This window comes from Paenibacillus sp. FSL R5-0486 (genome assembly GCF_037975155.1).
Lineage (GTDB): Bacteria > Bacillota > Bacilli > Paenibacillales > Paenibacillaceae > Paenibacillus > Paenibacillus amylolyticus.
This window is the reverse complement of record NZ_CP150237.1, coordinates 1,804,318-1,827,363: the sequence shown is the minus strand read 5'-3', so window position 1 is coordinate 1,827,363 and position 23,046 is coordinate 1,804,318. Positions and strand designations below refer to the sequence as shown.

Here is a 23,046-nt window from a genome sequence, read left to right as displayed (position 1 = left end):
AAAACAATGCCAATGTAACTATAATACGGTGTGTATTTTGAACTTCTCAAGACCACTCTTCCTTTAGGGTTATTCTCACTCATTTCTCAAAACCAAAAATCGTAAAATTCTTCCGAAAACCAAAACCATAAAATCCCCAACATCATCATAATACTTCCAATTACTTTTAATAGCACTTCTACCCATCTTGGAATCTCACTGCTCGGTGGATTGTCTTCAAATTCCCAATTGGGTTTAATACGTCTGTATCTCAAGAGGACGAAACACTTATATAGAATATCTGAAAAAAAATAAACGATTACACCCATGAGAAACACCGGGATTGATATATAACCAAATGTACTGCTGGTCCACTCCATATCGATCATTTCTATTTTATTTCGATACAGGTTCAATGGATTATCTTTCAAAATGCGCCCGTTCCTCTTGGTTGGAACTAAAAATATAATCTGGGTACTGGTTTGCCATGGGTGGAAGCTGATCCTCCGGGAAAAACTGCAAATCCTTCATCTCCTCATTATCGGGAGAAAGTTGTCCGGATCTGATCCCGCATTCAAATACGATAGTCAAATATTCAACCTGATGACCATTGCTGTATGTAAACCGTCTGGCTTCACCCCCGTATATTCCGATAATCTTCTCCGGTTCAACAACTAGACCTGTCTCTTCCAGTACCTCTCTTACTATCGCTTGCGCCGGTGTCTCACCAAGCTCGATTGCTCCAGCAATCAGCCCCCAGGTTGATTCGTTATGTTTACGACCGAACAGGATCTTCCCTTGTTCATTTCGGATAATCCCAGCTACACCCGGCATAAAAACAAGCTCGTTGCCGATCTTGTCCCTCAGGTTTTTGTAATAGTCTGACATGCCCATACACAGGTACCTCCTGTCTTTTATTCTCTGAATTCCCTTCCATGAATGATCCATTGTACGGCATCCCAAATATCTTCTGCGATATAATCAGGTTCGGTCTCCGTCCATTTGTCTCTGAATTTGGTTAATGAAGATTCCCCCCAGCCTGTTCTCACCATGATCTTGGTCGCTCCTACGGCATGGGCAGCAAGCATGTCTGTATCTCCTACATCTCCAATAACGATACATTTGGATAAATCCAGACCGAGTTCCTCTGATGCCTGTAATAACATTCCGATTTTAGGCTTTCTGCAACTGCATTCTTGCTCATGCGGACATATATAGGAGTGATCGAATCCGTACTCGCGAAATTGCTCTTCAAAATCCTCAACACTCGCTTCTCCACGTGAGATTCGATATTGATTCGTAAAAGCCAGTACCATAATTCCTTCTCGTTTTAAATGCATAATTGCTTCTTGAGCATTGGGGTATAACCTGAAATCTCTCGGATGAATAAAATGACCTGTACCACCAATTGTTCCATCTCTGTCTATAAAAACAGCTTGTACGTTTCCCTGTGGTTTCATCATGGTCTGTTCCCTTCTTAGAAAAATTTCAAGTCTTGTCGTTCATCTATACTTTCTCATCAATAATATGCTTACCACCATCTTGTTGCTTATGGTGTTGCAATTTTTTAATTTCAGTTTTCAGATAGTGTACTTCTTTGATTAATACATCCAGCTTTTTCGATGTTTTGGATGAATCTATCGCATAACGTACAATTGCTGCAAAGATAAGAACGACAATTAAACATATAAGTGATACTACTAAAGCTCCATAAAACTCCAAAATGGTGTTCAACTCCTTGCTGTCAAAATAATAAGTCATAAAACTCTTTCGAAAACCAAAACCATATGATCCCTAGTATAACCATTATGGTACCTAGTACTTTTAATATTATTTCGATATGTTTAGGGATATCACTATTAGGTGGGTTATCTTCAAACTCGTGATTAGGTTTTATTTCTTGATATCTTATCAGAACAAATATTTTGTATAGAAAATCAGGAAAGAAGTAACATGCAATACCCACGACAAATACAGGAGTAGATAAATAACCAAACGTACTGGTGGTCCATTCCATCTCTATTTTCTCCATCCCCCTTTTTTTCCTTACTGAATTCCTGCCGTACCAAAAGTATTTTCGATGGCCTGTTTATAATTTTCCCAACCAAAATAAAACGGGCCTACCTGTAAGTTCTTGTCGTTCAATATGAAATCTCTCCAGATCACAATATCCTCTTCCCTATCAATCTTTACAGAAATAAATCCACACTCTTCATCCCCACACCAAGGACACACTAAAATGGGATATCTATAATACATGGATTCATGTGGTTTCTTAAGTAAAAAATAATCAATAAGAAGCCTTTGATATTCATCGCTTCCCCATCCGAGACAAGGTACCAAATCATGTTTTTTCAGCCTTTGATAGAGCGATGTACCATCAATAATGATGTCAGCAAATCTCGTATTTTTATTCCCATCCTGTTCAGGATCAAACTCATCGTATCTTGAAGCTAACTTGGTTTCTATCGTGCTAATTTTCACTATATTTCCTCCATGTTCTTCCCCTTAGGCTCTCTCATTCTTCCTCTACGAGGATATCAGTACAGCGGACAATCAGCTCAGGCATATTCTCTCCATCAAATAGAACATGAAGCTCATATCCGTTATCGATTCGATACAGCTCTTGATACAGCCAGTAACTGCCTACAACCCCACCGTCTTGCTTGATGATTTCGGGTGCAACCAGCGTAAGTTTATTTATGTTGGTGAAGCCCCCACGAGTGTCAAAACGAATGACGACCTCATCACCCGTCAGTAATTCCGTTACCGTACAATCATGATATTGAACCCGATTATGTATTTCATCGGAAATATCCTGTGCCGTCATCACTTCTCTAAATTCTTTCGATATGCGTTCCATTTCTCTTCTATTCTCTGCACTCTGTTTATTCAGCTGGAGCATAACTTCTCTCGTGCAATAACCCAACGTAAAGACACGAATATCCGCAATTTGTTCAACGATTTCCTGTGGCAAATTCTCCGCCTTGTATTGAAAATTCCACTCTATCGATTCTTTGTACTCTTCCTTACATTTCTTCTCATCAAAAGGAGGGCGCACATCATATTCTGCAATGAGTTTCTCGATATGCGCTCGTTCTTCCGGAGGCATGTGATAAACGATCTGATCCTCTTCTGTCACTTCTTCCTCACCGAAAGCTTTGTCTACACGAGTAAGCACCTGTCCATCATGCTCCAGCATGAAACGTGGGTCCAAGTTATATAGCTCTCGCTCCTGCTTCACATGTGCTTTTTCCTTTCTTTTATACAGCCTTAAAAATAGATTCTCATCTGACTCGTTAGCTCCGTTATGTACTCTTAAACCAAAATGAAGATGTGTCTGTTGACACAGCTCATACCATTCTTTCGTTAGATATCTCATAAGCACCTCTCCTACTGGTTTTTAGAAATCTACGTCAATAATCGTGTTAGCGATAACAGATCTCGTAAAGCCTAACACCTCGACCACTTCAGATCGATCTCGTTAGAAATTGCTCTATTGTTTGCATCGCTACTCCTCCAAAATCTTCAGCCCCAACGATTCCTTATACTCAACAGACGTACTGGTCTACCCCACGGTTTGAAAAAATTTATGTTTGATCTCTTTGTCGTTTCGCGCCGCCCATTCATGCACAGCTTCTACGCCTGCGGACTCCTGACCTCGTTGAAAATAAAAACATAGATCCATCGGTACTAACCGTTTACCATAGAGTTTGATGCCAATCCGTCTGTAATTCATATAAATACACTCAATCTGAGATGCATCATATCTCTGATTTCTCATAGAAATCACATGATCGCTTTCCAGCGTAATACTGGGTTTAGTGAAAAACAAACGCCAGAGCAGAAAAACGATATAACCGAGAATAAAGGTCAATATAACGATCAGGAAGTACTTCATAATACCATTTTCATCATAAATAATATTTCTGAAAAACATAGCTTCAATGACCAACATACATAATAGGCTCAACCATGCTCTTGGATAAATCGTCTTGTATGTGATGAGTTCCACCTCCTAATTATTCTCTTCATTAATCCGAAGCCACTCGGAAGGGGCTTTTCTGGCAAAATGCTTTTCAACAAAATCCAAAATGTTATCTATCCCAGGCAATGCCGCATTTTCTTTGGCTTCGTCAAACGTCATCCATTGGTACTCGGTATGTTCATGATTTAACCGGACAACCTGGCTTTCATCCACATATCCTACGAATACGGGAGCGGTATAGATATACTCCCCCATGGGTGAATAATATTGTTCGAATTGATTGGCAGAATACAACCGGACTTCCGTAATACCTGTTTCCTCGTGAACTTCTCTAAGTGCAGCTTCCCATGCCTTCTCGCCCTTTTCTATCCCGCCGCCAACATAACACCACTCGTTATGCAACATACGACCAGCCCGCTTCAGCATCAGTACACGGTATTGATCGAGGCTTTTCTTCAACAGAACTACAGCCACGCCTTCACAACGAATGGGAACTGCCTGTTTCACGTGCTCTGCACCATCCACCTTCTCGTGCCCCTCTCTTCAACTTTCCTGAGAATCGAAATCCTCCAATACTTTAAATTTATCCCCGTGGATTTTGTCCAGATGCTCTTCTCCCCAATAACATAAATGATCCAGGGCGGGCTTGAGTCCCCAGCCGTAGTCCGTTAACTCATATTCCACTTTGGGAGGTACCTCTGAATATACCTTGCGCTGTATGATCTCATCCTTTTCAAGTCCTCTGAGCTGTGTTGTCAGCATCTTCTGTGTAATGTCCGGTATCAATCTTCGAAGCTCCGACGTGCGTTTACGTCCTGTCATCAAATGATAAATAATCAAAGGCTTCCACTTCCCACCCATTACTTCCAAGGCCGCTTCCACGCCTACTTTATATTTTTTTGGAGCACTCGTTTCTCCATGTTCTGTCATTCTGAACCCCTCCATAAATAGGCTGTATCCCAAGTGAAAATATAATCTTTTTACTGCTCTTTTTTCTATTATTTGAGCCTATTTCGAGGCATCCATTTAGGGTACTTTAATGTTCCTATAGCACTTCATTCTTCCTATAGAACATCAAAGTGCGTACTTCCAGATGTTTTCATACCTGTTTATAATAGCATCAGCCACTGATTTATGGCTACAAGACTGCAATCCAGAAAGGTAGTGAAAGATAAGATGAACGTACTCGTTGTAGTATCCCACCCAAGAAAAGACTCCTTGACCTTTCAGGTAGCTCAACGTTTTGCACAGGGTCTTACCGATGCCGGTCACGGTTATGAGATATTGGATTTGCATGGGATTGGATTCGACCCGATTCTTCGTGAGATAGACGAACCAGACTATACCCAAGAAAATCAGGTATTCTCGCCTGAGGTTGAAACGGAGATGGAGCGGTTGAAGAAACACGATGCTGTGGCTTTTGTGTTTCCTCTCTGGTGGTGGCATCTGCCAGCCATGTTGAAAGGTTATGTGGATCGTGTCATGAACAACGGATTTGCCTACGGCGCGAACAAGCTCTCTCATCAGCAGATATTGTGGATCTCTCTTTCGGGTGTGACGGAAGAACAGATGCATAAGCGCAACTATGGTCAATCGATCGCCAACCTGCTCAATGTGGGGATTGCCGATTACTGCGGCGTGTCCCAATCGAGGGTTGAGTTTTTATATGAAACGTTGGAATCCAAGCCTGAGCATTATGAGGCACTGCTGAACCATGCACATCACTTGGGACTGAACTATGCCAACGATATTTCGACTCCATGATCGTATGAGAAAAATGTATGACCCGAATATGAATTCTGAAGTTTAGTGGTACGTTCAATGGCGAATCACTACGCTTGAACACGGCAAAAAGGTCGCTCCGAAGAGCGACCCTGCCTGTGTGTCTTTCATTATTTTACTGTCGAGAGAAGAAACTTCTCCAACATAGTGATATCGGTAATGCTATGGTTGCAAGCTGTGTTATCCATGCATACGTACTGGGCAATGGAAGAAAAGTTATCCGGCGAATGAGCCTTGGTCTTCACGTTGAAGAATCCCAGCTCCTGATGACGATGACAGAACATGCAGTACCCTTTTTTGTTCGTGGGTGTAATCCGTCCCTCAATACCGAGGAATCTGCCTTCGTGCGGGTACACGATGAACAAACGGCTCGTCGCAATGTCAGTCCATCTCAGATAGGTTGTGTGTGCGTAATCGACTAACTCCAGATCCGGCACTTTGAGCTTTTTGGCCTTTGGAAACAGCTTTTGGATCTGCTTTGCCGATACTTGCGGATATGGAATCAGATATGATTCGAGCTGGTTTAGATGCGTCTGCAATTCATGTGTCGTCTCATACGTGGATAACTGCTCCAGCAGTTGCTTCTGCTCCAGAGTGAGTTCATCGAAGATGCTCACCGCATTTGTGCCAACCGTATAACGGACGGTTTCCAATACTTTTGGATCCGCAACCGAGCGTAGCGTTTTGAGCAGGAAATCAGCTTGTTTTTGAATATAATTAAATTGATGATTCTGAATAAATGGTGTTTGCATGGCGTTCAGCCCCTTATTTTTATTGGAAGAACAAATAAGGTGCAAAGCCTGCGGGATGTAACATTATGTTAATGTAGATTCCAGGGCAACAATCTCATTTTTGTCGCGCCCTACACAAAGTCCGCCCCTATTCAGGCTTTGCGTAAGGCTTTCTAGCGAACGAGCAATCCGGCATTATCCATATTGCCACGTCATAACCCCCAATACGATAGATATATCGAAATTATAACAGGGCATCATAGTGTAGGCAACGGGCTTCGTTCCAATTTCCTCTGTTCAAGAAATATGATTACATCTCAGGCTTTTTTCCCATTTTCCACGAAATGATCTACCGCTGACTGCTCAATGGCCAGTCCTTCTGTGTAACGCTCCATGAACAAGGCAAATCCATTCACATCCGCGCTATTTGGAGAAATCTCTTGTCCTTCTGCATCAATAAACACCTTAGTAGTAAGGTACTCCGCCAAACCCTCGTGTTGCTGCTTATTAACCATGTAGGAAGCCAAAATAGCCATTCCCCATGCGCCACCTTCACCAGCGGTAGACATGACCGACACGGGAATATTCAGTGCGGTTGCGCACATTTTTTGAGCGACTAGTGGGGTTTTGAACAATCCGCCATGCGCCCAAATGTGCTCAATCGTTACGTGCTCCTTCTGTGTGAGAATATCCAGCCCGAGCCTTAGTGCAGCAAACCCAGCAAACAGATGGACTCTCATAAAGTTTGCCAGATTGAAGCGGCTCTCTGGAGAACGTACGAACAATGGACGACCTTTTGCAATTCCTGTAATGTTCTCGCCTGAATAGTAGCCATAGCTCAGTAAGCCACCGCCATCAGCGTCAGCTTTCAGTGCTTCATTGAACAACACACTGAATAACTGGTTCATATCGGGCTTCTGTCCCATCGCCTCATAAAACTCACGGAACAAGTCGACCCAGGCATTAATATCGCTGGAGCAGTTATTCGCAAGAACCATAGCCACAGGATTGCCATCAGGTGTAGTCACGATGTCAATCTCAGGGTATACCCTAGATAGGTTTTTTTCTAATACAATCATGGCAAAAATCGATGTACCTACGGAAATGTTACCCGTACGTTTTTGGACACTATTCGTAGCAACCATGCCTGTTCCAGCATCGCCTTCCGGAGGGCAAAGTGGAATATTGGATTCCAAGTTACCTGATGGATCTAACAGTCGGGCACCAGCTTCACTAAGATATCCGGCATGTTCACCTGCAGTGTACACTTTAGGTAAAATATCTTTAAGATTCCACGTGTAGCCTTTGTCGGCAATTATATCGTCAAACTTCTTCAACATATCTTCATGGTATTCCAGTGTGGATTCATCAATTGGGAACATACCTGAGGCATCCCCTATACCAATAGCTTTACTGCCAGTTAACAGCCGATGTATGTAACCCGATAACGTCGTAATATAATTGATGTTCGTAACATGCTCTTCTCCGTTCAAAATCGCTTGATACAAATGTGCGATGCTCCAGCGCTCTGGAATTTTAAACTGGAATTTCTCGGTTAGCTCTGATGCAGCCTTCCCCGTTGTGGCATTACGCCATGTACGAAACGGAACCAATAACTCCCCATTTTGATCAAGTGCAATATAACCCTGCATCATAGCAGAACATCCGATTGAGCCAATTTTTTGTATCGTTACACCATAATTTTTTTCAATCTCTTGCTTTAATTGATGATAAGTTTGTTGCAACCCATGAATCATTTCATCGATATGGTAAGTCCAGTAACCGCCAATCAATTGATTTTCCCACTCATAACTGCTTGAACAGATGGTATTAAAATGGTGATCCATGAGTACAGCTTTGATTCGTGTGGATCCAAATTCAATGCCTAGCGAAGTTTCTCCCCTGACTATTGCTTGTTTCAAGTTTTGATCCATCATCGTATTCATCCTCTCTCAATTTGGAATTCGCCCGATTCGGAAATAGGTGATTTGAATAGCCCAAATCAAGGTGTAAATTTCATGAAGAAAGAGCAGAATTAGAGCTGTAACGGACAATTACAAAGTTAATACCGCCTGTACTTCGCCACATGCCAATATTTCACCAGTTTGAATAAAACCAAGAGAGTCATAAATTTTCTTCGCAGCTAGGTTTTCAGGTTTGTAGGTGAGTTCTACAACTTTGGCTTTTCCACGTGGGAAAGTTCTCGCATACTCGATTGCTTTTACTACCATTTCTTTACCATATCCCTTACCTTGGTATCGCTGGTCAATCATCATCTTGAAGATGCCATAACTGCTATATTCAAAATTGCCATCCCCGTCATCATAGTACATCGAAATAAAACCTACCATATTATCTTCCTTATAGACTGCAAAAGTAATAATAATCTGCCCCTCATCTGAGGCAACGTACGCTTCAGCAAGTGCATGTTGGTTCGAGGATATGAATCTTTGTTGGTCTGGAGTGACTTTAAGTTCAATACATTCGATAAAATTATCCCAAGTTATTCTTCTAAATTCCATTTGAATTCCCTCCTGCATTTATTATCATTACTATTTTCTTCTATCTAACTGCACTAGTAAAACTCGCTTTAAAAATAAGATCATATACATTGGTGTAAGAATCGTAATACTCAAGTGCCTGTTTTCTTTCTTCGTAAAACGACTTCAACCTCTCTTTGTCTCCAGTATCGACATAAGCGATTAACTCACGACTTGCTTTTTTGTATGCTTCTACACTTTGTCTCGCAGGTGCAAAATCAAACGAATTATGATCTAGCACGGGAGTAAAGTCCTCCGCTCGGATTCCCACATTTGATTCAGCTTCCGCTATGAACTCGTGTAATTTCGAGAAATCTACCGGCTCTTCCAGAAGTACATTGCCCAAAATGTGAACCACTTCCTGATCCATCTTGTTGAATCGAGTTGTAAAGACATGATTCAACACATGCATCTCCATCAAATTTCTGGTGTACAGAAAATAGCTATTAACCAAATGAAGCGTTGAGTTTTTATACTCTACCGAGAATCTCGCACCTCGAAGAATATTAGCCGGGATATATACTCGGCCGTCTATCATTTTTGCTTCGGCTCCTGCCTGTGTTTGGAGTTCCTTTTCATTAAAAATCACGCTGATTTTCTTAGGTGCACTTGAAACGGTATGAGCCATGGAGCAGCTTAATAACGTTATAGCAAGTGTAAACATCATCATCTTTTTCACTATATACAACTCCTCGATAGGAATAATCAGGATATACTTGCATTTCATATTTCTTATCGTACCATTTTATTCAAATAAAGGTAATACACTACATATATGCAACGTTCTTTATCCATACACAAAAAAGAAGCCACCTCCCTGGCCTTCCCCAGTTCAGTGACTCCATTTTACAATCCTATTCATTTCCTACATTCAACTACTCCTTCACAGCCCCAACCACGATTCCGGTCACAAAAAAACGTTGCAGGAACGGATACACGAGCAGGATTGGCAGTGCACTGATGAAAATCTGTGACGCACGAATCGTGCGCTGAGACAGATTGGCGACAATTTCCGGGTCAACTCTCGACATATCGGCCTGCACGATGATCGTCTGCATGAAGGTCGCGAGTGGCAGTTTTTCCGCATCACGGATGTAGATGATTCCGTCAAAGTATGCGTTCCAATGCCCAACCATCATGAACAGGGATACTGTAGCAATGACAGGCACGGACACGGGCAGATAAATTTTGATAAACGTCTGAAGGTGTCCTGCTCCATCGATAAATGCAGCTTCTTCAAGATCTTTGGGCACGGTACGGAAGAAATTGAGCAACAGAATGATATTAAACACTGCAACCAATCCTGGCAGGATCAGGGCCAACAATGAGTTCATCAGGCCAAGCTTCAAGATCAGGATATACCCCGGAATAAGGCCGCCGCTGAATAACATTGTAATGACAAAATACCATAGATAGATGTTACGTGCACGGAACACCCGTGTCTCCTTGGAGAGGGCGTATGCTGCAATTGTGTTCACAATTAGCGCTAGCCCTGTACCAAGCACCGTCCGCTCAACGGACACCCACAAGGAGGAGAGAAAATTGGCGTTAACAAACGTCTTCGCATAGGCCTCCAGTGTAAAACCAATCGGCCAGAGCGTAACTAACCCCGCATTGGCAGGTGCAGATGCGCTGAGCGATACCATAAGTAAGTGATACAAAGGCAGCAAACAGAGCAGGGAAATGATGGTTAAGAACACATTGTTGAATATGCTGAATATGCGGTAGGACATCGTTTTATGATACATCAGTTCGTCCTCCTTTCTAGAAAATTCGGTATCCGGCGAATCGGTAAGCCAGTCGGTAGGAGATCACAATCAGGATCAAACTGATGACGGATTTGAACAGGTTCACCGCGGTAGCGAAACTGAACTGCCCACTTAGCAGACCTTCTCTATACACAAACGTATCGATAATATCCCCCTGCTGATATATTAATGGACTATATAAGTTAAAGATCTGGTCAAAGTTGGCGTTGAGCACATTACCCAATGCCAGCGTTGCGATTACGATCCCAATCGGAATAAGAGCCGGGATGGTAATATAGACCGTTTGTTTCCAGCGTCCCGCCCCATCTACTTCAGCCGCTTCATAAAGTGATGGATTAATGCCGGATAATGCCGCGAGGAAGATAATCGTGTTGAATCCAAACTCTTTCCAGACATCACTTGCAATGACCGTAAATCGGAACCAACTGCCATCCCCGAGGAAGAAGATTGGTTTGATGCCAAAGATCGAGACTAGAAACTGATTTAGAATACCCGTCTGTGCCAGAATGTCGATCAGAATACCAGACAGGGTGACCCAGGACAGAAAGTGAGGAAGATACACAAGCGTTTGAATCGTTCTTTTCAGTGCCATCTTCCGTACCTCGTTGAGCAACAAGGCGAAGACAAACGGAATGATCAGGTTCATGATGATCTTCGTACAGGCAAAGAACAACGTGTTCCACGTAATCTGCAAGAAATAATCATTTTCCCACATGTACCTGAAGTGCTTCAGTCCTACCCATTCGGAATTGAAAAATCCCAGTGCAGGTTTATAATCTTGAAATGCCATCAAAATCCCGGACATCGGAATGTATGAAAATATAAAGACCATAATGGCCGCCGGCAACACCATAAAGTGCAGAATCCATGGCTGTTTGTAGCGTTTTTTTCTCTTTTTATCCAGCTTGTTCCCAACGTTTGCCTGCGGGATCCGCTTACCCTCCAATTTAGCCTCCATAGCGCTTCTCCTGTTCCCAAAAAAAGTTTTTGTGTGTGATCGGGTTCTCTGATATAAATAGTATCAAGCCATTCTGAGGTCTGCTATATAACATTGTTAGGCTTGATAGTGTTTTGTTAGGGTATCATCAGAAGAGGTTGTTTACACACGAATTAGAAGGAGACTTTTCATGTATATATGGAAGCGCTTAATGCCTTTTCAAGGTAAAATCAAATCCCCATTCAGTCTTTTTGCCAAAATAAACTTGTTAATTGTGGTCTTGTTCATCCCCATTCTAATCATGTACACCTACTCGAATAACGTCACCTATGATGTCGTCAGCAAAGAACTGCAGATCTCCAACACAAAACAACTTACGTTTCTGTCCAGTCAGATCGACTCCCGCATCAATCAGATGATGGATTTCAGCCTCATTCTCTCCCGTGATCCGAATGTCAGAGCATTCAACGGCCTCAATATGTGGGATGATCGGTATGACCGGATGCAGACCCGTTATGTGATACAAGAGAAGATGACGCTGCAAACCGGCGTTACGGATATATGGCCCACCCGATATGCGGTGCATTCACAGCAGAATGAGGATGTCATCGCCAACTACAATCGAACCACAGGATATGATGAGGAGTATCTGAAAAAAAATATGAGCGGACGATGGACCTATGGGGATCAAGGAGCCGTATCAGAGGATGAACTAAATTCCTTCTATTGGTTCTATACCGATTCCTTGGCACAGCCGGGGATGCTCACGGGAAGCAATCTGGTGATTGAAGCCAGCTTCAGCTACGAGAACATTCAAAATATGCTGGATACGTATAAAGCGGGCGGACAAGGCGATCCTTTCTTGTATCACAAAGGAAATTCACCCATTCTGAATCGCAGCGCGGACAAGCAGTTGTCCACAGAACTCATTCATTATCTGGACACGCATTCTCCGGAAGATACTACACAGGATGTCGTAGAGCTGAACGGTAAGAACTATCTGGTTAGCTCCGTGAAGTCCACTTATCTGGATTGGCATCTGGTTGACGTGATTCCACTGTATCAGATTTTGAAACCTATCTCGCTGAGTCAAAATCTGTTCTACACCTGTATGATTTTGCTGCTAGTAGTGGGTATCTCTGCGTCGATCCTGCTGTACCGGAATGTTCAATATCCGATCAAAAAGCTGATCAAAGGTTTACGCCGTGTAGAACAAGGGGACTATTCTGTCCGACTGTATAGCAAAAACCAGAATGAGTTCTCATTCCTGTTCCGCCGATTCAACGATATGTCCCATCAGATTCAGGATCTGATCGAGAATGTTTTCCATGAGAAAATTAGAGCCCGGGAAGCTACGCTGAAACAATTACAAGCGCAGATCAATCCGCATTTCCTATATAATTGTCTAGGTTATATCATCAACATGGCCCAGATGAAGGACGAGCAAGCCGTGGTCTCCATGGCGCATAACCTAAGTGCGTATTATCGCTACACCACCCGTATGGAACGGGAGACGTCGTCGCTACAAGAAGAGATCAAGCTGCTGATCAACTATCTGGATATCCAGAAACTGCGCAATGGTCGCATCGAGTATCACATCGATATCCCAGAGGATATGCTTGCCCAGTCTGTACCACGATTAATGCTTCAACCGATGGTCGAGAATTCCGTGATACACGGCGTGGCCAAGTCCTATTCATCCGGGGAAATCCGAATTACCGGGGAGCGCTTGAATGGTTTTGGCAGAATATACATCGACGACGACGGCCCAGGCTTAAGCCCGGAACAATACGAAGCGCTGAACTTGAAGATGCAGGAACCCTTACAAGAAGAAATGGGCTGCGGCCTTTGGAATACGTACCAACGAATCACGCACCTGTTCGGCAGTCATTCTTACCTCCTATTTGGCCCATCCCCACTTGGCGGATTCCGAACCGAGATTATCTGGGAGATACCAAAAGAGGGTACAGATTCCGATAAAGGTAATACCGATACGAATTTAAGTTAATACAAACAATAAATTGACGATTTAATTTTGAACAAGATCATGTACACGATAACGCAGAGGACAGAAAAAACCTGAAGAAGCAAAGCGTTCGCCTTTATCACCAGATTTTCACCTTATAAAATTGATTCAGAAAATCTGGGGGTAACAGCGATCGGAAGGTTGTTCTGTCATCGGAGTGGCAAGTGTACAGCTGTCTGGGTTCAACCACCAAGGGAGACAATACACCATGCAAATGATGATCGTAGACGATGAAGCTCACTGGGTCGATAACCTGTCCATGACCAAGCCCTGGCACACACTGGGGATCGAACATGTGCATAAAGCATACTCGGCACACGAAGCACTACAAATGATCGACACCCACCCCATCGATATCGTGATCTCGGACATCCAGATGCCTGAAATGACAGGTATTGAACTGATCGAACGCATCCGCATCCGGGACAAAAAAATAAAATGTATTCTGTTATCCGGGTATTCCGAATTTGATTACGCCAAAAAAGCTATCCAGTTCGAAGCTGTGGACTATCTGCTGAAGCCGCCCACAGACGATGAATTAATGGGTTCTGTCCAGAAGGCCATTGATCAATTGAACAATGAATGGGAAATGGTTAGTTCACTGACACGAACGCAGTTTACGTTGCGAGAGAATCTCCCCCATTTGCGGGGACGACTGCTCCTAGGGGCTTTGCAGGGACAACGAATCGCCGTTGCGGAATGGGATCGGAAGCTCGCCAATTACGCTCTGCCCTTTCACACCGGGGATGCCGCATTAATGCTGGTTCGTTTGGAAGAAGAATTCGGACACTATGACAGCAATGATCAGACCCTGATCGAATATGCGATCATCAATATGGCGGAAGAGATTATGGGTGAGTTTATGGAAGTGTGGGGCGTCAAGGAGGAGCACGGATATCTGGTGTTTTTGCTTCAGTTGAAAGATCGGAAAGGCGATATTGGGAAAGAAACCATTCTGGAGAAGCTATCGATTCAGCTCCAATCCAAAGTAAAACAGTTTCTAAAAGGCTCCCTCTCCATCGTTATCACCGAGTGGTTCACCTTTCCGGATCAACTTTACGATCGCTTCCGTCAGGCTTCAGCCTATTTCCGGCAGATCGTTGGCGATGAACGCGAATTTGTCATGCGTGTCAGCGATGTCGAGACACCTGCGGCGCAAGGTCCCTTGGACGTGCTGTACACCCCACCCACCTTTATTAGTTTGCTAGAGAGCGGACAATGGGATGCCGCCGAAGAGAAAATACGCGCGGTCTGCGCGGAACTGGATGAGAAATGGTCGGAATCCTGGGAACATTGCATGGAGGCTGGTTTTCTCATTACGGCCTCATTCACCAATATTGCCCATCGGAACAAGCTGACTCTGACCACTTTAATGGGCAATGATGTCGAGGATTTGCAAAGTGGGGAAGTTTTCGCTACCATCAGCAAACTTCGGAAATGGTCGCTCAGTGTGCTGGGCAAACTCAAGGAAGGCACGTCCAACGAGATCAAGGACATCCGTTCCGAGTATGTGAAGAAGATTCAGGATTTTACAGATAAGAACCTGCATCTGGATGTGTCTTTGCGTGTGCTCGCTGACCATGTTAATCTGCATCCGACCCATTTGTCCAAGATCTATAAGATCGAAACGGGCGAAGGCATCAGTGATTATATCTCGCGCCTGCGTATGGATCGGGCCTGCCACAAGCTGGTCACGACCACCAAAAAAGTGTACGAAATCAGCATGGAGATTGGCTATATGGACCCGGCTTATTTTATCAAAGTGTTCAAGCGTCAATTCGGCGTTACGCCACAGGAATACAGAGACCAGCATAAATAGCATCTTAGAGGTTGTTCAAAAAATCCGCTTTTGATTACGAAGGATGCCTCACGGCATCATCAGCATCGAATATGGAATTCAGCCGAAATGTCCGTTGCTCACGTAGTTTTCCTACGCTCCGCTACTCCATTTCTAGCTTTATCCCATCTTCTCGGTACTGAAAACCGAATTTTTTGAACTTCATTTGAACATTCACTAATAGAGTCCTATCGAAACTAAAAAACTCATATAGATGCACTCCCGCACAAATTGGTACAGTTACACTGTAAAGATCATACACCGTAGGGGGATTGAACAATGATCAAATTCAAAAAAACATGGTGGTCACTGCTCATGGTTATCGCGCTCATCACGATCACTGCGTGCGGCAGTGGCGAGACAGCCAGTGACAATGGTACCAATAATACACCGGGAACTGTCGGCTCAGCTGAAGCAGAAGTTGCTTTTGCTAAAGGAAAATACGACCCACCCATCGAGTTCAGCTCGGTATTAATGCCGAAGAAATACGTGCAAGGAGATACCAAAGAAAATAACGTACACGATCGCTGGATGCTCGAAACGCTGGGCATGAAGCATAAAGATACCTGGTATCCAGCCAGTGATGATCAGTACAGACAGAAACTTCAACTTGCTGTCGCCTCTGGTGAGAAACTGCCTGATTTCGTAACGGTACCCACCAATGCGGTATTGACGAATCAATTGATCGACTCTGGTCAATTCATCGCCATTGATGAGTTGTTCGACAAGTATGCGAATAAAACGCTCAAGGACCATGCGGCAGCGCATCCCGAGCTCTGGTATCCGTTCACCAAGGATGGAAAGAAATACAATATGCCCATCATGGAGTACACGGATAACGACGATACCCTGCTGTGGCTTAGAGAAGACTGGATGGAGAAGCTGAATCTGGAGGCTCCTAAGACTATCGCAGATCTAGAGAACATCATGGATAAATTCAAAAATGAGAATCCGGATGGCCTATCTCCAAATGAAGTTTTCCCACTCGCAATCTCGCTGAAAAGTAATACGAATACCTGGATGGGCTCGCTCGACTGGTTATTCGGCGCATACGGAACAGTCCAAGAGCAATGGAACAAGGACGCGAACGGTAATCTGGAATACGGCTCTGTTAATCCCGGAGCAAAACAAGCACTTGCCAAGCTCAGTGAATGGATGGAAAAAGGATATATTCATGCCGACTCCGCCCTGTGGGACGAACGTAAAGCAGCCGAAAGCTGGACCAAAGGTGCCGCAGGTATTCTGCCTGGTGCCAACTGGGTTCCAGACTGGCCTGCTCCCGACCTCATCAAGAACTTACCTGACGCCAATTATAAAGCCTATCCCATTCCAGAAGGTCCAGATGGCAAAATCGGAACGAAGTGGCAGAACTCTGGCGTCAACGCGAGCATCATGATCAACAAGGATGCGAAACATCCCGAAGCGATCTTCCTGTACTACAACTATCTGCTCGATAACCTGGCGAACCCCGCTACGGGCAGTGAATACGAACACGGCTTCGCCAAAGGCTACGATTGGGACATCGTAGATGGACAGCCGACCAGTAACAGAGAGAAGATCAAAGACTTCTCCAACGAATTTCCGTTCCTGACTGGTCCGGCCCGTATCCCGGATCTGTATATGAAAACACTCGTGAAACTGGCTAACGGCGAGAAGCCCGAAACACCTTACGAGAAACAAATGGCCGAGTTCCGTAAACCGGAAAACTGGGACGCTGCCAAAGTCGTCATGTCGCAAATCGACATTCGTAAACAAAACTACTTTACTGGCGCTGCAACACCAACCATGGTATCCAAATGGAACCTGCTCCGCCAATCCGAGATGGAAACCTTCAACAAAATCATCTACGGCAAACTGCCGGTTGATGCCTTTGACCAATTCGTCGCCAACTGGAAATCCAATGGCGGAGATCAGATCACGCAAGAAGTGAATGAATGGTTTAAATCGGTAAGTGCGAAGTAAGGATTGAAGAAGTAACAAGGGCCACAATAAAAGAATAAAAAAACAAGCCGAAGCGTGCATTGCCACCGCTTCGGCTTGTTTTCTATATCTAGTTAACCCGGCACTTTAAAATACATGAACTTCAACAGAATCTGTACCCATAACTCTTTTTCCAGCTTTATCTTCTGACCCGACCTCAATACCAATTTTTAATGAATTAGAGGGGGTCTCACCCTTTTTATCTGGACTTAATTCGATCACAATCGTTCCAGTACCTCCGCCATTTGCTATGTAATTTCGTTTTCTCCCAATTTCAATCATTGTGCGCCATGAAGAGTCATCAGAAGAATTCATCCAGGTGGATACAAACTCAGCAGGCTTCAACTTCGATTGATGTTCAGGATAACTGCTGGTGATGCTGGAGACACTCCATTGATCAGGGATATAAAATGCAACACCACCCCAGTCAGCGGGGTCAATCTCTATATGTGCTACTATTTTGATATGATCAATATGCTGCTTCTCACTCTCAACGAATATCGATCCTTGTGTCATTGTCTTTAAATTCGTTGATTTGGCATCCAGATCAAAGTTTTTGACGTGAATGATATTGCCATTAACCACTGGCTCATTGGCTTCATTTTCGTCCGTATTCAAAAAAAGCAGAATAAACACAATCAAAATAAACATAAAAAGCAGGATTAAGTATTTAGATTTTTTTTTCATATAACTATACCTCACTTCTGCCTTTGTTTGTTTAAGCTTAACACATACTCAAAGCCCTCCTTTCCTTAATTTAGAATTTGGAAAAGTAGAGCATTAGAAACGAAGCCGAAGCGATAGATTCACGCTTCGGCTCCGGTTTTTAAGTTAAGATCGAGGTAGCTTCCCCTGACTTATGGGTTCGTCTTAGTGGATCAAGCCTCTGTATTGTTCTCCTCTGGTGTCGACTGACCCAGCAAGGATACTGTGAGCTGAATGCCATCTCGTAGTCCCTGCATATACAACCTCTCATTTTCTATGCCTTTGCTGACAATATAACGATTCTCCCACTCGGCATATTCAGGTGTTTGTTCGATATCCTTGCCAGCAAACAAAACTTCGAACGCATCGTCGGTTTCCCCACGTACACGACTCATTTCAGGATCATGCTCGATCCGCGAAGACACCTCTTCCAGCCTTGCTTGAATCGCTCGTTGCATCCAGCGTGGAAAATCCATTGCTTCCCCTCCCCTACGCATTATGTACCTCACTCATCATCGTACAACTCGGTTATGTCTCGCCTTCATTTCACTCACTCGTGCCACAAGTTCGTCCACCCTTCGGCTCTGTTCCTGAACCTCCGGATTGTCCCACAACGGAATCGCTTGCTTCAAGGATGCCTCTCCAAGCTGATTAAGCTTGCGCCGTTCCTCTTCCAATAAGTCAAGCAACCGGCTCATACATCCACCTCTCTGATGGTTCTAACTGCACCATGTCTTGTTAAGACTAGACGTGAGCAGTCAATTTTAAAGCGATTATCTATACCCGATGTTGAATACTAATATTTTCATCTAAACCAAATTTTAAGATAAACTATGATTGCTTTAATGCGGCAATCGAATTAAAAATAAAAAAACACCGATATAAACTTTCGGTGTCAATAATAAGACCAACTCTCAGCTTCCTATCTAACCTCACAGTCACAGCAAATTCACTGGTCTGTTAAGAAATTTCTCCCCCCTCCACCCTAGGCTTTAAAAAGCTCCTACTCGATCCTCCATTAATCTCATCCTCAACTTTCAAATGTGTTGTATCTTTTTGTTTTGTTTGGTTTAGAGGTTTTGTATAACGTTCTTGTATTCACGAGTCCGAGAGGCTTAATGGAGCGTCAGCGACTGGGTCGAAGACTTAGCCTTACAGGATTGTCTGCTAATCCACTTCTTCGGATTGCCTCTTGCAGACCAAGGACCGAACGGTCCGCAACGTAAATACGTTGTTATGCGTCGTTATTGCTTCTTCGAAATACTCCCGAGTGCTCGATTCAGTTATCTAATCATGCGATACATCATGACTTTCAAGTTCACCGTTCTTATCAAAACTAAGTCGTAACAGACTATCATCTACCCCTACGCCTGCTCTTCCTAGATAATAATACTGACGAGAAGGCTCATCAAATTTTTGTTCTGGTTCACCAAATAAATCAATAATCTCGGTTTCCGTCATTCCTTTAAGCTCGTAACTATTTATCAAACTGTACACCATACTATTTCTTTTCTCTGCCTCTTTAAACCATGTTTCTTTTTAAACTGATTACTACATGAACAAAGAATTATTAGTAATAGTAAAGAGAGAACTATCTTCTTCATTAGACTATCCCTTCCTTTTTCATTACAGCTTACTATTTATGCAATAATTTTCATGCGGGTATGATGGGAGTTGCACATAAACCGCCGAAAGTAAATTGTATTCTTTAGTTCGAACTTTTTTTAATTTCTTTCAAGAATGTCGCATAACGTTCCTGTATTCATGAACCAGCCCATGCTGGGTGTCCGGCGAATGCCGGACCGAGGAGGAACGTCCAATGCGTGAATATTATGTTAGTCTCTTACAAACATCTCAATTATTTTTTCTGACTCTTTAACAGGAAGATTGTTAATTTTAAAATTTAGACTATTTGAGTTTAAATTTATCAGGTCATCCTTAATTGTTACCAATGCAATATTTCCAACTACATCTTTATAATCAACCCTAAACTTATAGATAATTAGAGCTGATTCGATCAATTTCTTTGTATCACATAAATTGATGGCGGTCTGATGTATTCGTAATAAACATTTAAAAGCTTCCTCAATATGGGGTAATAAATCAAACTCTAGTTCCATTTCATCAAGTTTTACTTTCTTAGGCCATTTATAATCTGATATTAGACGGTCTCTGTCTACAACTACACTAAGTAATTTATTTTCATTCTCATCTAACTTAGTCTGTACTTTAGAAATTGGAAACTTACAGTGTAAAGTAAAGTTTCTCAACTCATAGACGAACCTATAGGAGAAGTAACTGTCAAATTCCACTGCTGTTGATGCTTTAAATTCTTTGACTTGCTTTGAATCATTACCATATAATCTCTTTAAATGCGTTTCCCAATGATCTAGAAATGATTTAAAAGATGCTAGATATTTAAGCAACAACGACGGTAATTCACTCAGGAAAGAAGCTGTGCCTATATTAGTTGCGTCATCTAAATAATCAATTACAAATTTATCCATTGCCTCCTTATCTTTTTTCACTATTGAGATCCTTTTATAATCGTTCACAAATTTATTTATACGTTCCGAATGTTCTATAAAATACTCAAACTCTAATTCAGAAATATCCTTAAGATTTGTTAATGTCTCTCCATCAAAACTTGCTATACTTTTCATAAAATAATCCTTTCCTATTTGAATTTCAGCTAACGTTTCTGTATTCATGACGTCCGACTTAGTCGGATGTGTCTGCTGAACATCCTCCTCGAAATTCTTCCAGCAGACTTAGGTTCCAACGGAGCCGCTACTTGAATATTATGTTATCGGATGTTCTCATATTTCTTCTTCATTCAGTGTACGTAAGATAGGTATTTCAACTTCTTCCCCTTTAGCAAGTTCTTCAGCAATCAATTTATAAAAGTCATTTAATAAGGTCACAGTACCATGTATCTTTTCATAACGGGAAGTAAAGTCATCCACAATTCCCACTATGGGATAGTCTTTAATTACTCTATAAAACATTTCAACCTGTATAAGAACTAGGTTAACCAAACTTAGTAGTTGAAAATGAATGTCTCTATCTTCAGTTCTATCAAATATCCAAGAAACTCCTTGATAGTTTTCTTCACTCAATTCAAAATTTCCAAATGCACTTAAGATACTAGAATGCGCGAATTTACTATTAATCTGCTTTTTATACACATGAATTGTATCAGACATGTCTTTATAATTATTTTCAATCCATTTATTTGCTTTTGATTTCACTCCTGATTTCTCTACCATTGAACCTTGATCATTTTTGATAGCAAAACTATCGATTTTAGGATTATACAATGCATAACACGCCAATACTGCAGACTCAATTGATAAACGTAAATTAAAGCTTGTTTGAACAGTATGCCTTCTAATTAATGATAAAAACGCTAAATACAATGAATTATTGGTTTGAGATAAAAAACCAGCAAATATCCAGGCACTGATCTGATAATTTTTAGTAAATGTCCAAGATAGCTCTATTGCCTCTAAACATACTTCAAAGATTAATCCAAATTGATCGTTTGCTCTTACAATAATCTCATGTTCTTCCTGAGATATTTCATAAATGCTAAACATTCTTTAAACCTCCTGTACAGTTTTTTTATTCAGTATATTTTATGAGAATTCCCGATAACGTTCCTGTATTCACGACTCGATGCATGTCGAGTGTCCGGCGAATGCCGGACCCAGGACGAATGCCCGCAGCATGAATACTATGTTAGACGAAATTACTTAGCTTTGAAATTTCTCACTTTATTAGTTTTTATTTAAAGATTTCTAGTCTTCACCATTAATTAGTTTGTAACTTTCCTTTAAAATACTTTCAACTTCTAATTGAAAACCTTTTTTCATTTCTACTAGAGGGTATTTCTCTATAACTTCTCTGTACATTGATAATTGAATTAAAATTATTTGTATAAAAATCACAAGTCTATTTTTCATTTCTGAATCGTCGACAGAATCAAAAAGCATAGAATCAAAACGGCCATTTTCTATGTTCATTTTAGAATGTGCACTTGCAGAATTTATACTTGAGTGCATAAACTCTTTATTTATTTTATTTTTGAGACCTCCTAATGCGTCAGAATGATTTTTATAGTTACTTTCAATCCATTTATACGCCTTCTTCCTATCTGATTCACAATCTCCTAAAAGTTCTGATGCATTACGGTGTAATTCATAACATGCCATAATAGACGACTCTATGGACAATCTCATATTAGAGTAACTTTGATTAGTATGTTTCCTCAATAAAGACATTAATGATAAATACAGTGCTTTGTTAGATTGTGATAAATAGTATGAGAAATAAAGCGCGTTATGCTTAACAAATTCTGCAAATGTCCATGATACTTCTAAAGCTTCAACACAAGTATCTAAGTGTGTTCTGTACTTTTTTTCAGCTTCGAGTATTAACAAATATTCATACTCAGCAATTTCATTTATGTTAAACATGTAGTTCCCTCCAATATTGTTTATCTTACATGAATTAACTCTAAGGAATTTCGTCTAACGTTCTTGTATCTACGCACCCTCGCTGTCTTAAGGTAGCGATAGCGACCGGCCGCAACGCGGTTGTTAGGCAGTGCAGGGTTGTCTGCCTGGTCCACTTCTTACGAAATACCTTCAAAATCACTTAATTCTTTATATAAATTCTTTAGTTTAAACTCCTTGTTTATAATAAATTCTGAAAGCTTGTCAGACCTTACTACATGTATATGATAATTTTGTCTCTCGTAGTTTGGAGAT

General features: G+C 42.0%; 25 protein-coding genes. 4 read left to right on the top strand and 21 right to left on the bottom strand.

Annotated elements, in window-relative coordinates; all coding sequences use genetic code 11:
• Window positions 1–399 precede the first annotated feature (399 nt).
• The 8 genes from MKY01_RS08170 to MKY01_RS08135 form a co-directional block, all read right to left on the bottom strand.
• Window positions 400–873 (bottom strand): NUDIX domain-containing protein, encoded by a 474-nt coding sequence (locus MKY01_RS08170; protein WP_282318894.1) that lies wholly within the window; start codon window positions 871–873, stop codon window positions 400–402.
• Between the two features lie 20 nt (window positions 874–893).
• On the bottom strand, window positions 894–1,442 hold the full coding sequence (locus tag MKY01_RS08165; RefSeq protein WP_339286188.1) for an HAD-IIIA family hydrolase: 549 nt from the start codon (window positions 1,440–1,442) through the stop codon (window positions 894–896).
• A 43-nt stretch (window positions 1,443–1,485) separates the two neighbouring features.
• Window positions 1,486–1,701: a hypothetical protein gene (locus MKY01_RS08160; RefSeq protein ID WP_339286187.1), complete on the bottom strand. Its 216-nt coding sequence runs from the start codon at window positions 1,699–1,701 to the stop codon at window positions 1,486–1,488.
• A gap of 324 nt (window positions 1,702–2,025) precedes the next feature.
• The gene (locus MKY01_RS08155) at window positions 2,026–2,466 is read right to left on the bottom strand and encodes an oxidoreductase (protein WP_339287129.1); all 441 of its coding nucleotides are present in this window, start codon (window positions 2,464–2,466) and stop codon (window positions 2,026–2,028) included.
• A gap of 31 nt (window positions 2,467–2,497) precedes the next feature.
• A complete protein-coding gene (locus MKY01_RS08150) occupies window positions 2,498–3,361 on the bottom strand; it encodes a DUF4085 family protein (RefSeq protein ID WP_339286186.1) in 864 nt (287 codons plus the stop codon).
• Window positions 3,362–3,547: 186 nt separating this feature from the next.
• Window positions 3,548–3,937: a hypothetical protein gene (locus tag MKY01_RS08145; RefSeq protein WP_282318898.1), complete on the bottom strand. Its 390-nt coding sequence runs from the start codon at window positions 3,935–3,937 to the stop codon at window positions 3,548–3,550.
• 60 nt (window positions 3,938–3,997) lie between these two features.
• On the bottom strand, window positions 3,998–4,492 hold the full coding sequence (locus tag MKY01_RS08140; protein WP_339286185.1) for an NUDIX domain-containing protein: 495 nt from the start codon (window positions 4,490–4,492) through the stop codon (window positions 3,998–4,000).
• An 18-nt stretch (window positions 4,493–4,510) separates the two neighbouring features.
• Entirely contained in the window at window positions 4,511–4,897 is a 387-nt protein-coding gene (locus MKY01_RS08135; RefSeq protein WP_036669406.1) for a helix-turn-helix domain-containing protein, read from the bottom strand.
• A gap of 246 nt (window positions 4,898–5,143) precedes the next feature.
• Here MKY01_RS08135 and MKY01_RS08130 point away from each other — a divergent pair, with 246 nt between their 5' ends.
• Window positions 5,144–5,731: an NAD(P)H oxidoreductase gene (locus MKY01_RS08130; protein ID WP_339287127.1), complete on the top strand. Its 588-nt coding sequence runs from the start codon at window positions 5,144–5,146 to the stop codon at window positions 5,729–5,731.
• A gap of 128 nt (window positions 5,732–5,859) precedes the next feature.
• Here MKY01_RS08130 and MKY01_RS08125 read toward each other — a convergent pair whose 3' ends face one another.
• The 6 genes from MKY01_RS08125 to MKY01_RS08100 all read right to left on the bottom strand — a co-directional run bounded on the left by MKY01_RS08125 (window position 5,860) and on the right by MKY01_RS08100 (window position 11,642).
• Window positions 5,860–6,501, bottom strand: coding sequence for a FusB/FusC family EF-G-binding protein (locus MKY01_RS08125; RefSeq protein WP_339286182.1), 642 nt, complete (start codon window positions 6,499–6,501; stop codon window positions 5,860–5,862).
• Between the two features lie 296 nt (window positions 6,502–6,797).
• Complete coding sequence (locus MKY01_RS08120; RefSeq protein ID WP_282322207.1) at window positions 6,798–8,414, bottom strand: FGGY-family carbohydrate kinase; 1,617 nt, start codon at window positions 8,412–8,414, stop codon at window positions 6,798–6,800.
• Between the two features lie 120 nt (window positions 8,415–8,534).
• Window positions 8,535–9,002, bottom strand: a complete 468-nt coding sequence (locus MKY01_RS08115) for a GNAT family N-acetyltransferase (protein WP_339286181.1) — start codon at window positions 9,000–9,002, stop codon at window positions 8,535–8,537.
• A 40-nt stretch (window positions 9,003–9,042) separates the two neighbouring features.
• Complete coding sequence (locus MKY01_RS08110; RefSeq protein WP_127544818.1) at window positions 9,043–9,699, bottom strand: hypothetical protein; 657 nt, start codon at window positions 9,697–9,699, stop codon at window positions 9,043–9,045.
• A 196-nt stretch (window positions 9,700–9,895) separates the two neighbouring features.
• Window positions 9,896–10,768 (bottom strand): carbohydrate ABC transporter permease, encoded by an 873-nt coding sequence (locus MKY01_RS08105; protein ID WP_127544821.1) that lies wholly within the window; start codon window positions 10,766–10,768, stop codon window positions 9,896–9,898.
• 16 nt (window positions 10,769–10,784) lie between these two features.
• Complete coding sequence (locus MKY01_RS08100) at window positions 10,785–11,642, bottom strand: ABC transporter permease subunit (RefSeq protein ID WP_174806429.1); 858 nt, start codon at window positions 11,640–11,642, stop codon at window positions 10,785–10,787.
• A 274-nt stretch (window positions 11,643–11,916) separates the two neighbouring features.
• Here MKY01_RS08100 and MKY01_RS08095 point away from each other — a divergent pair, with 274 nt between their 5' ends.
• From MKY01_RS08095 to MKY01_RS08085, 3 genes are all read left to right on the top strand, one after another.
• Window positions 11,917–13,734 (top strand): histidine kinase, encoded by a 1,818-nt coding sequence (locus MKY01_RS08095; RefSeq protein WP_339286179.1) that lies wholly within the window; start codon window positions 11,917–11,919, stop codon window positions 13,732–13,734.
• Window positions 13,735–13,960: 226 nt separating this feature from the next.
• Window positions 13,961–15,571, top strand: coding sequence for a response regulator (locus MKY01_RS08090; RefSeq protein ID WP_339286177.1), 1,611 nt, complete (start codon window positions 13,961–13,963; stop codon window positions 15,569–15,571).
• A 297-nt stretch (window positions 15,572–15,868) separates the two neighbouring features.
• On the top strand, window positions 15,869–17,551 hold the full coding sequence (locus MKY01_RS08085; protein WP_339286176.1) for an ABC transporter substrate-binding protein: 1,683 nt from the start codon (window positions 15,869–15,871) through the stop codon (window positions 17,549–17,551).
• A 105-nt stretch (window positions 17,552–17,656) separates the two neighbouring features.
• Here the strand turns inward: MKY01_RS08085 and MKY01_RS08080 are convergent, their stop codons facing one another.
• The 7 genes from MKY01_RS08080 to MKY01_RS08050 form a co-directional block, all read right to left on the bottom strand.
• Window positions 17,657–18,256: a hypothetical protein gene (locus tag MKY01_RS08080; RefSeq protein ID WP_339286174.1), complete on the bottom strand. Its 600-nt coding sequence runs from the start codon at window positions 18,254–18,256 to the stop codon at window positions 17,657–17,659.
• Window positions 18,257–18,447: 191 nt separating this feature from the next.
• Window positions 18,448–18,750, bottom strand: a complete 303-nt coding sequence (locus MKY01_RS08075) for a hypothetical protein (RefSeq protein ID WP_339286173.1) — start codon at window positions 18,748–18,750, stop codon at window positions 18,448–18,450.
• A 36-nt stretch (window positions 18,751–18,786) separates the two neighbouring features.
• The gene (locus MKY01_RS08070; RefSeq protein WP_076330117.1) at window positions 18,787–18,972 is read right to left on the bottom strand and encodes a hypothetical protein; all 186 of its coding nucleotides are present in this window, start codon (window positions 18,970–18,972) and stop codon (window positions 18,787–18,789) included.
• A gap of 589 nt (window positions 18,973–19,561) precedes the next feature.
• Window positions 19,562–19,735, bottom strand: coding sequence for a hypothetical protein (locus tag MKY01_RS08065; protein WP_339286172.1), 174 nt, complete (start codon window positions 19,733–19,735; stop codon window positions 19,562–19,564).
• Between the two features lie 374 nt (window positions 19,736–20,109).
• Window positions 20,110–20,985, bottom strand: coding sequence for a hypothetical protein (locus MKY01_RS08060; RefSeq protein ID WP_339286171.1), 876 nt, complete (start codon window positions 20,983–20,985; stop codon window positions 20,110–20,112).
• 108 nt (window positions 20,986–21,093) lie between these two features.
• Window positions 21,094–21,873 (bottom strand): hypothetical protein, encoded by a 780-nt coding sequence (locus MKY01_RS08055; protein WP_339286169.1) that lies wholly within the window; start codon window positions 21,871–21,873, stop codon window positions 21,094–21,096.
• A 201-nt stretch (window positions 21,874–22,074) separates the two neighbouring features.
• Window positions 22,075–22,752, bottom strand: coding sequence for a hypothetical protein (locus MKY01_RS08050; protein WP_339286167.1), 678 nt, complete (start codon window positions 22,750–22,752; stop codon window positions 22,075–22,077).
• Window positions 22,753–23,046 lie beyond the last annotated feature (294 nt).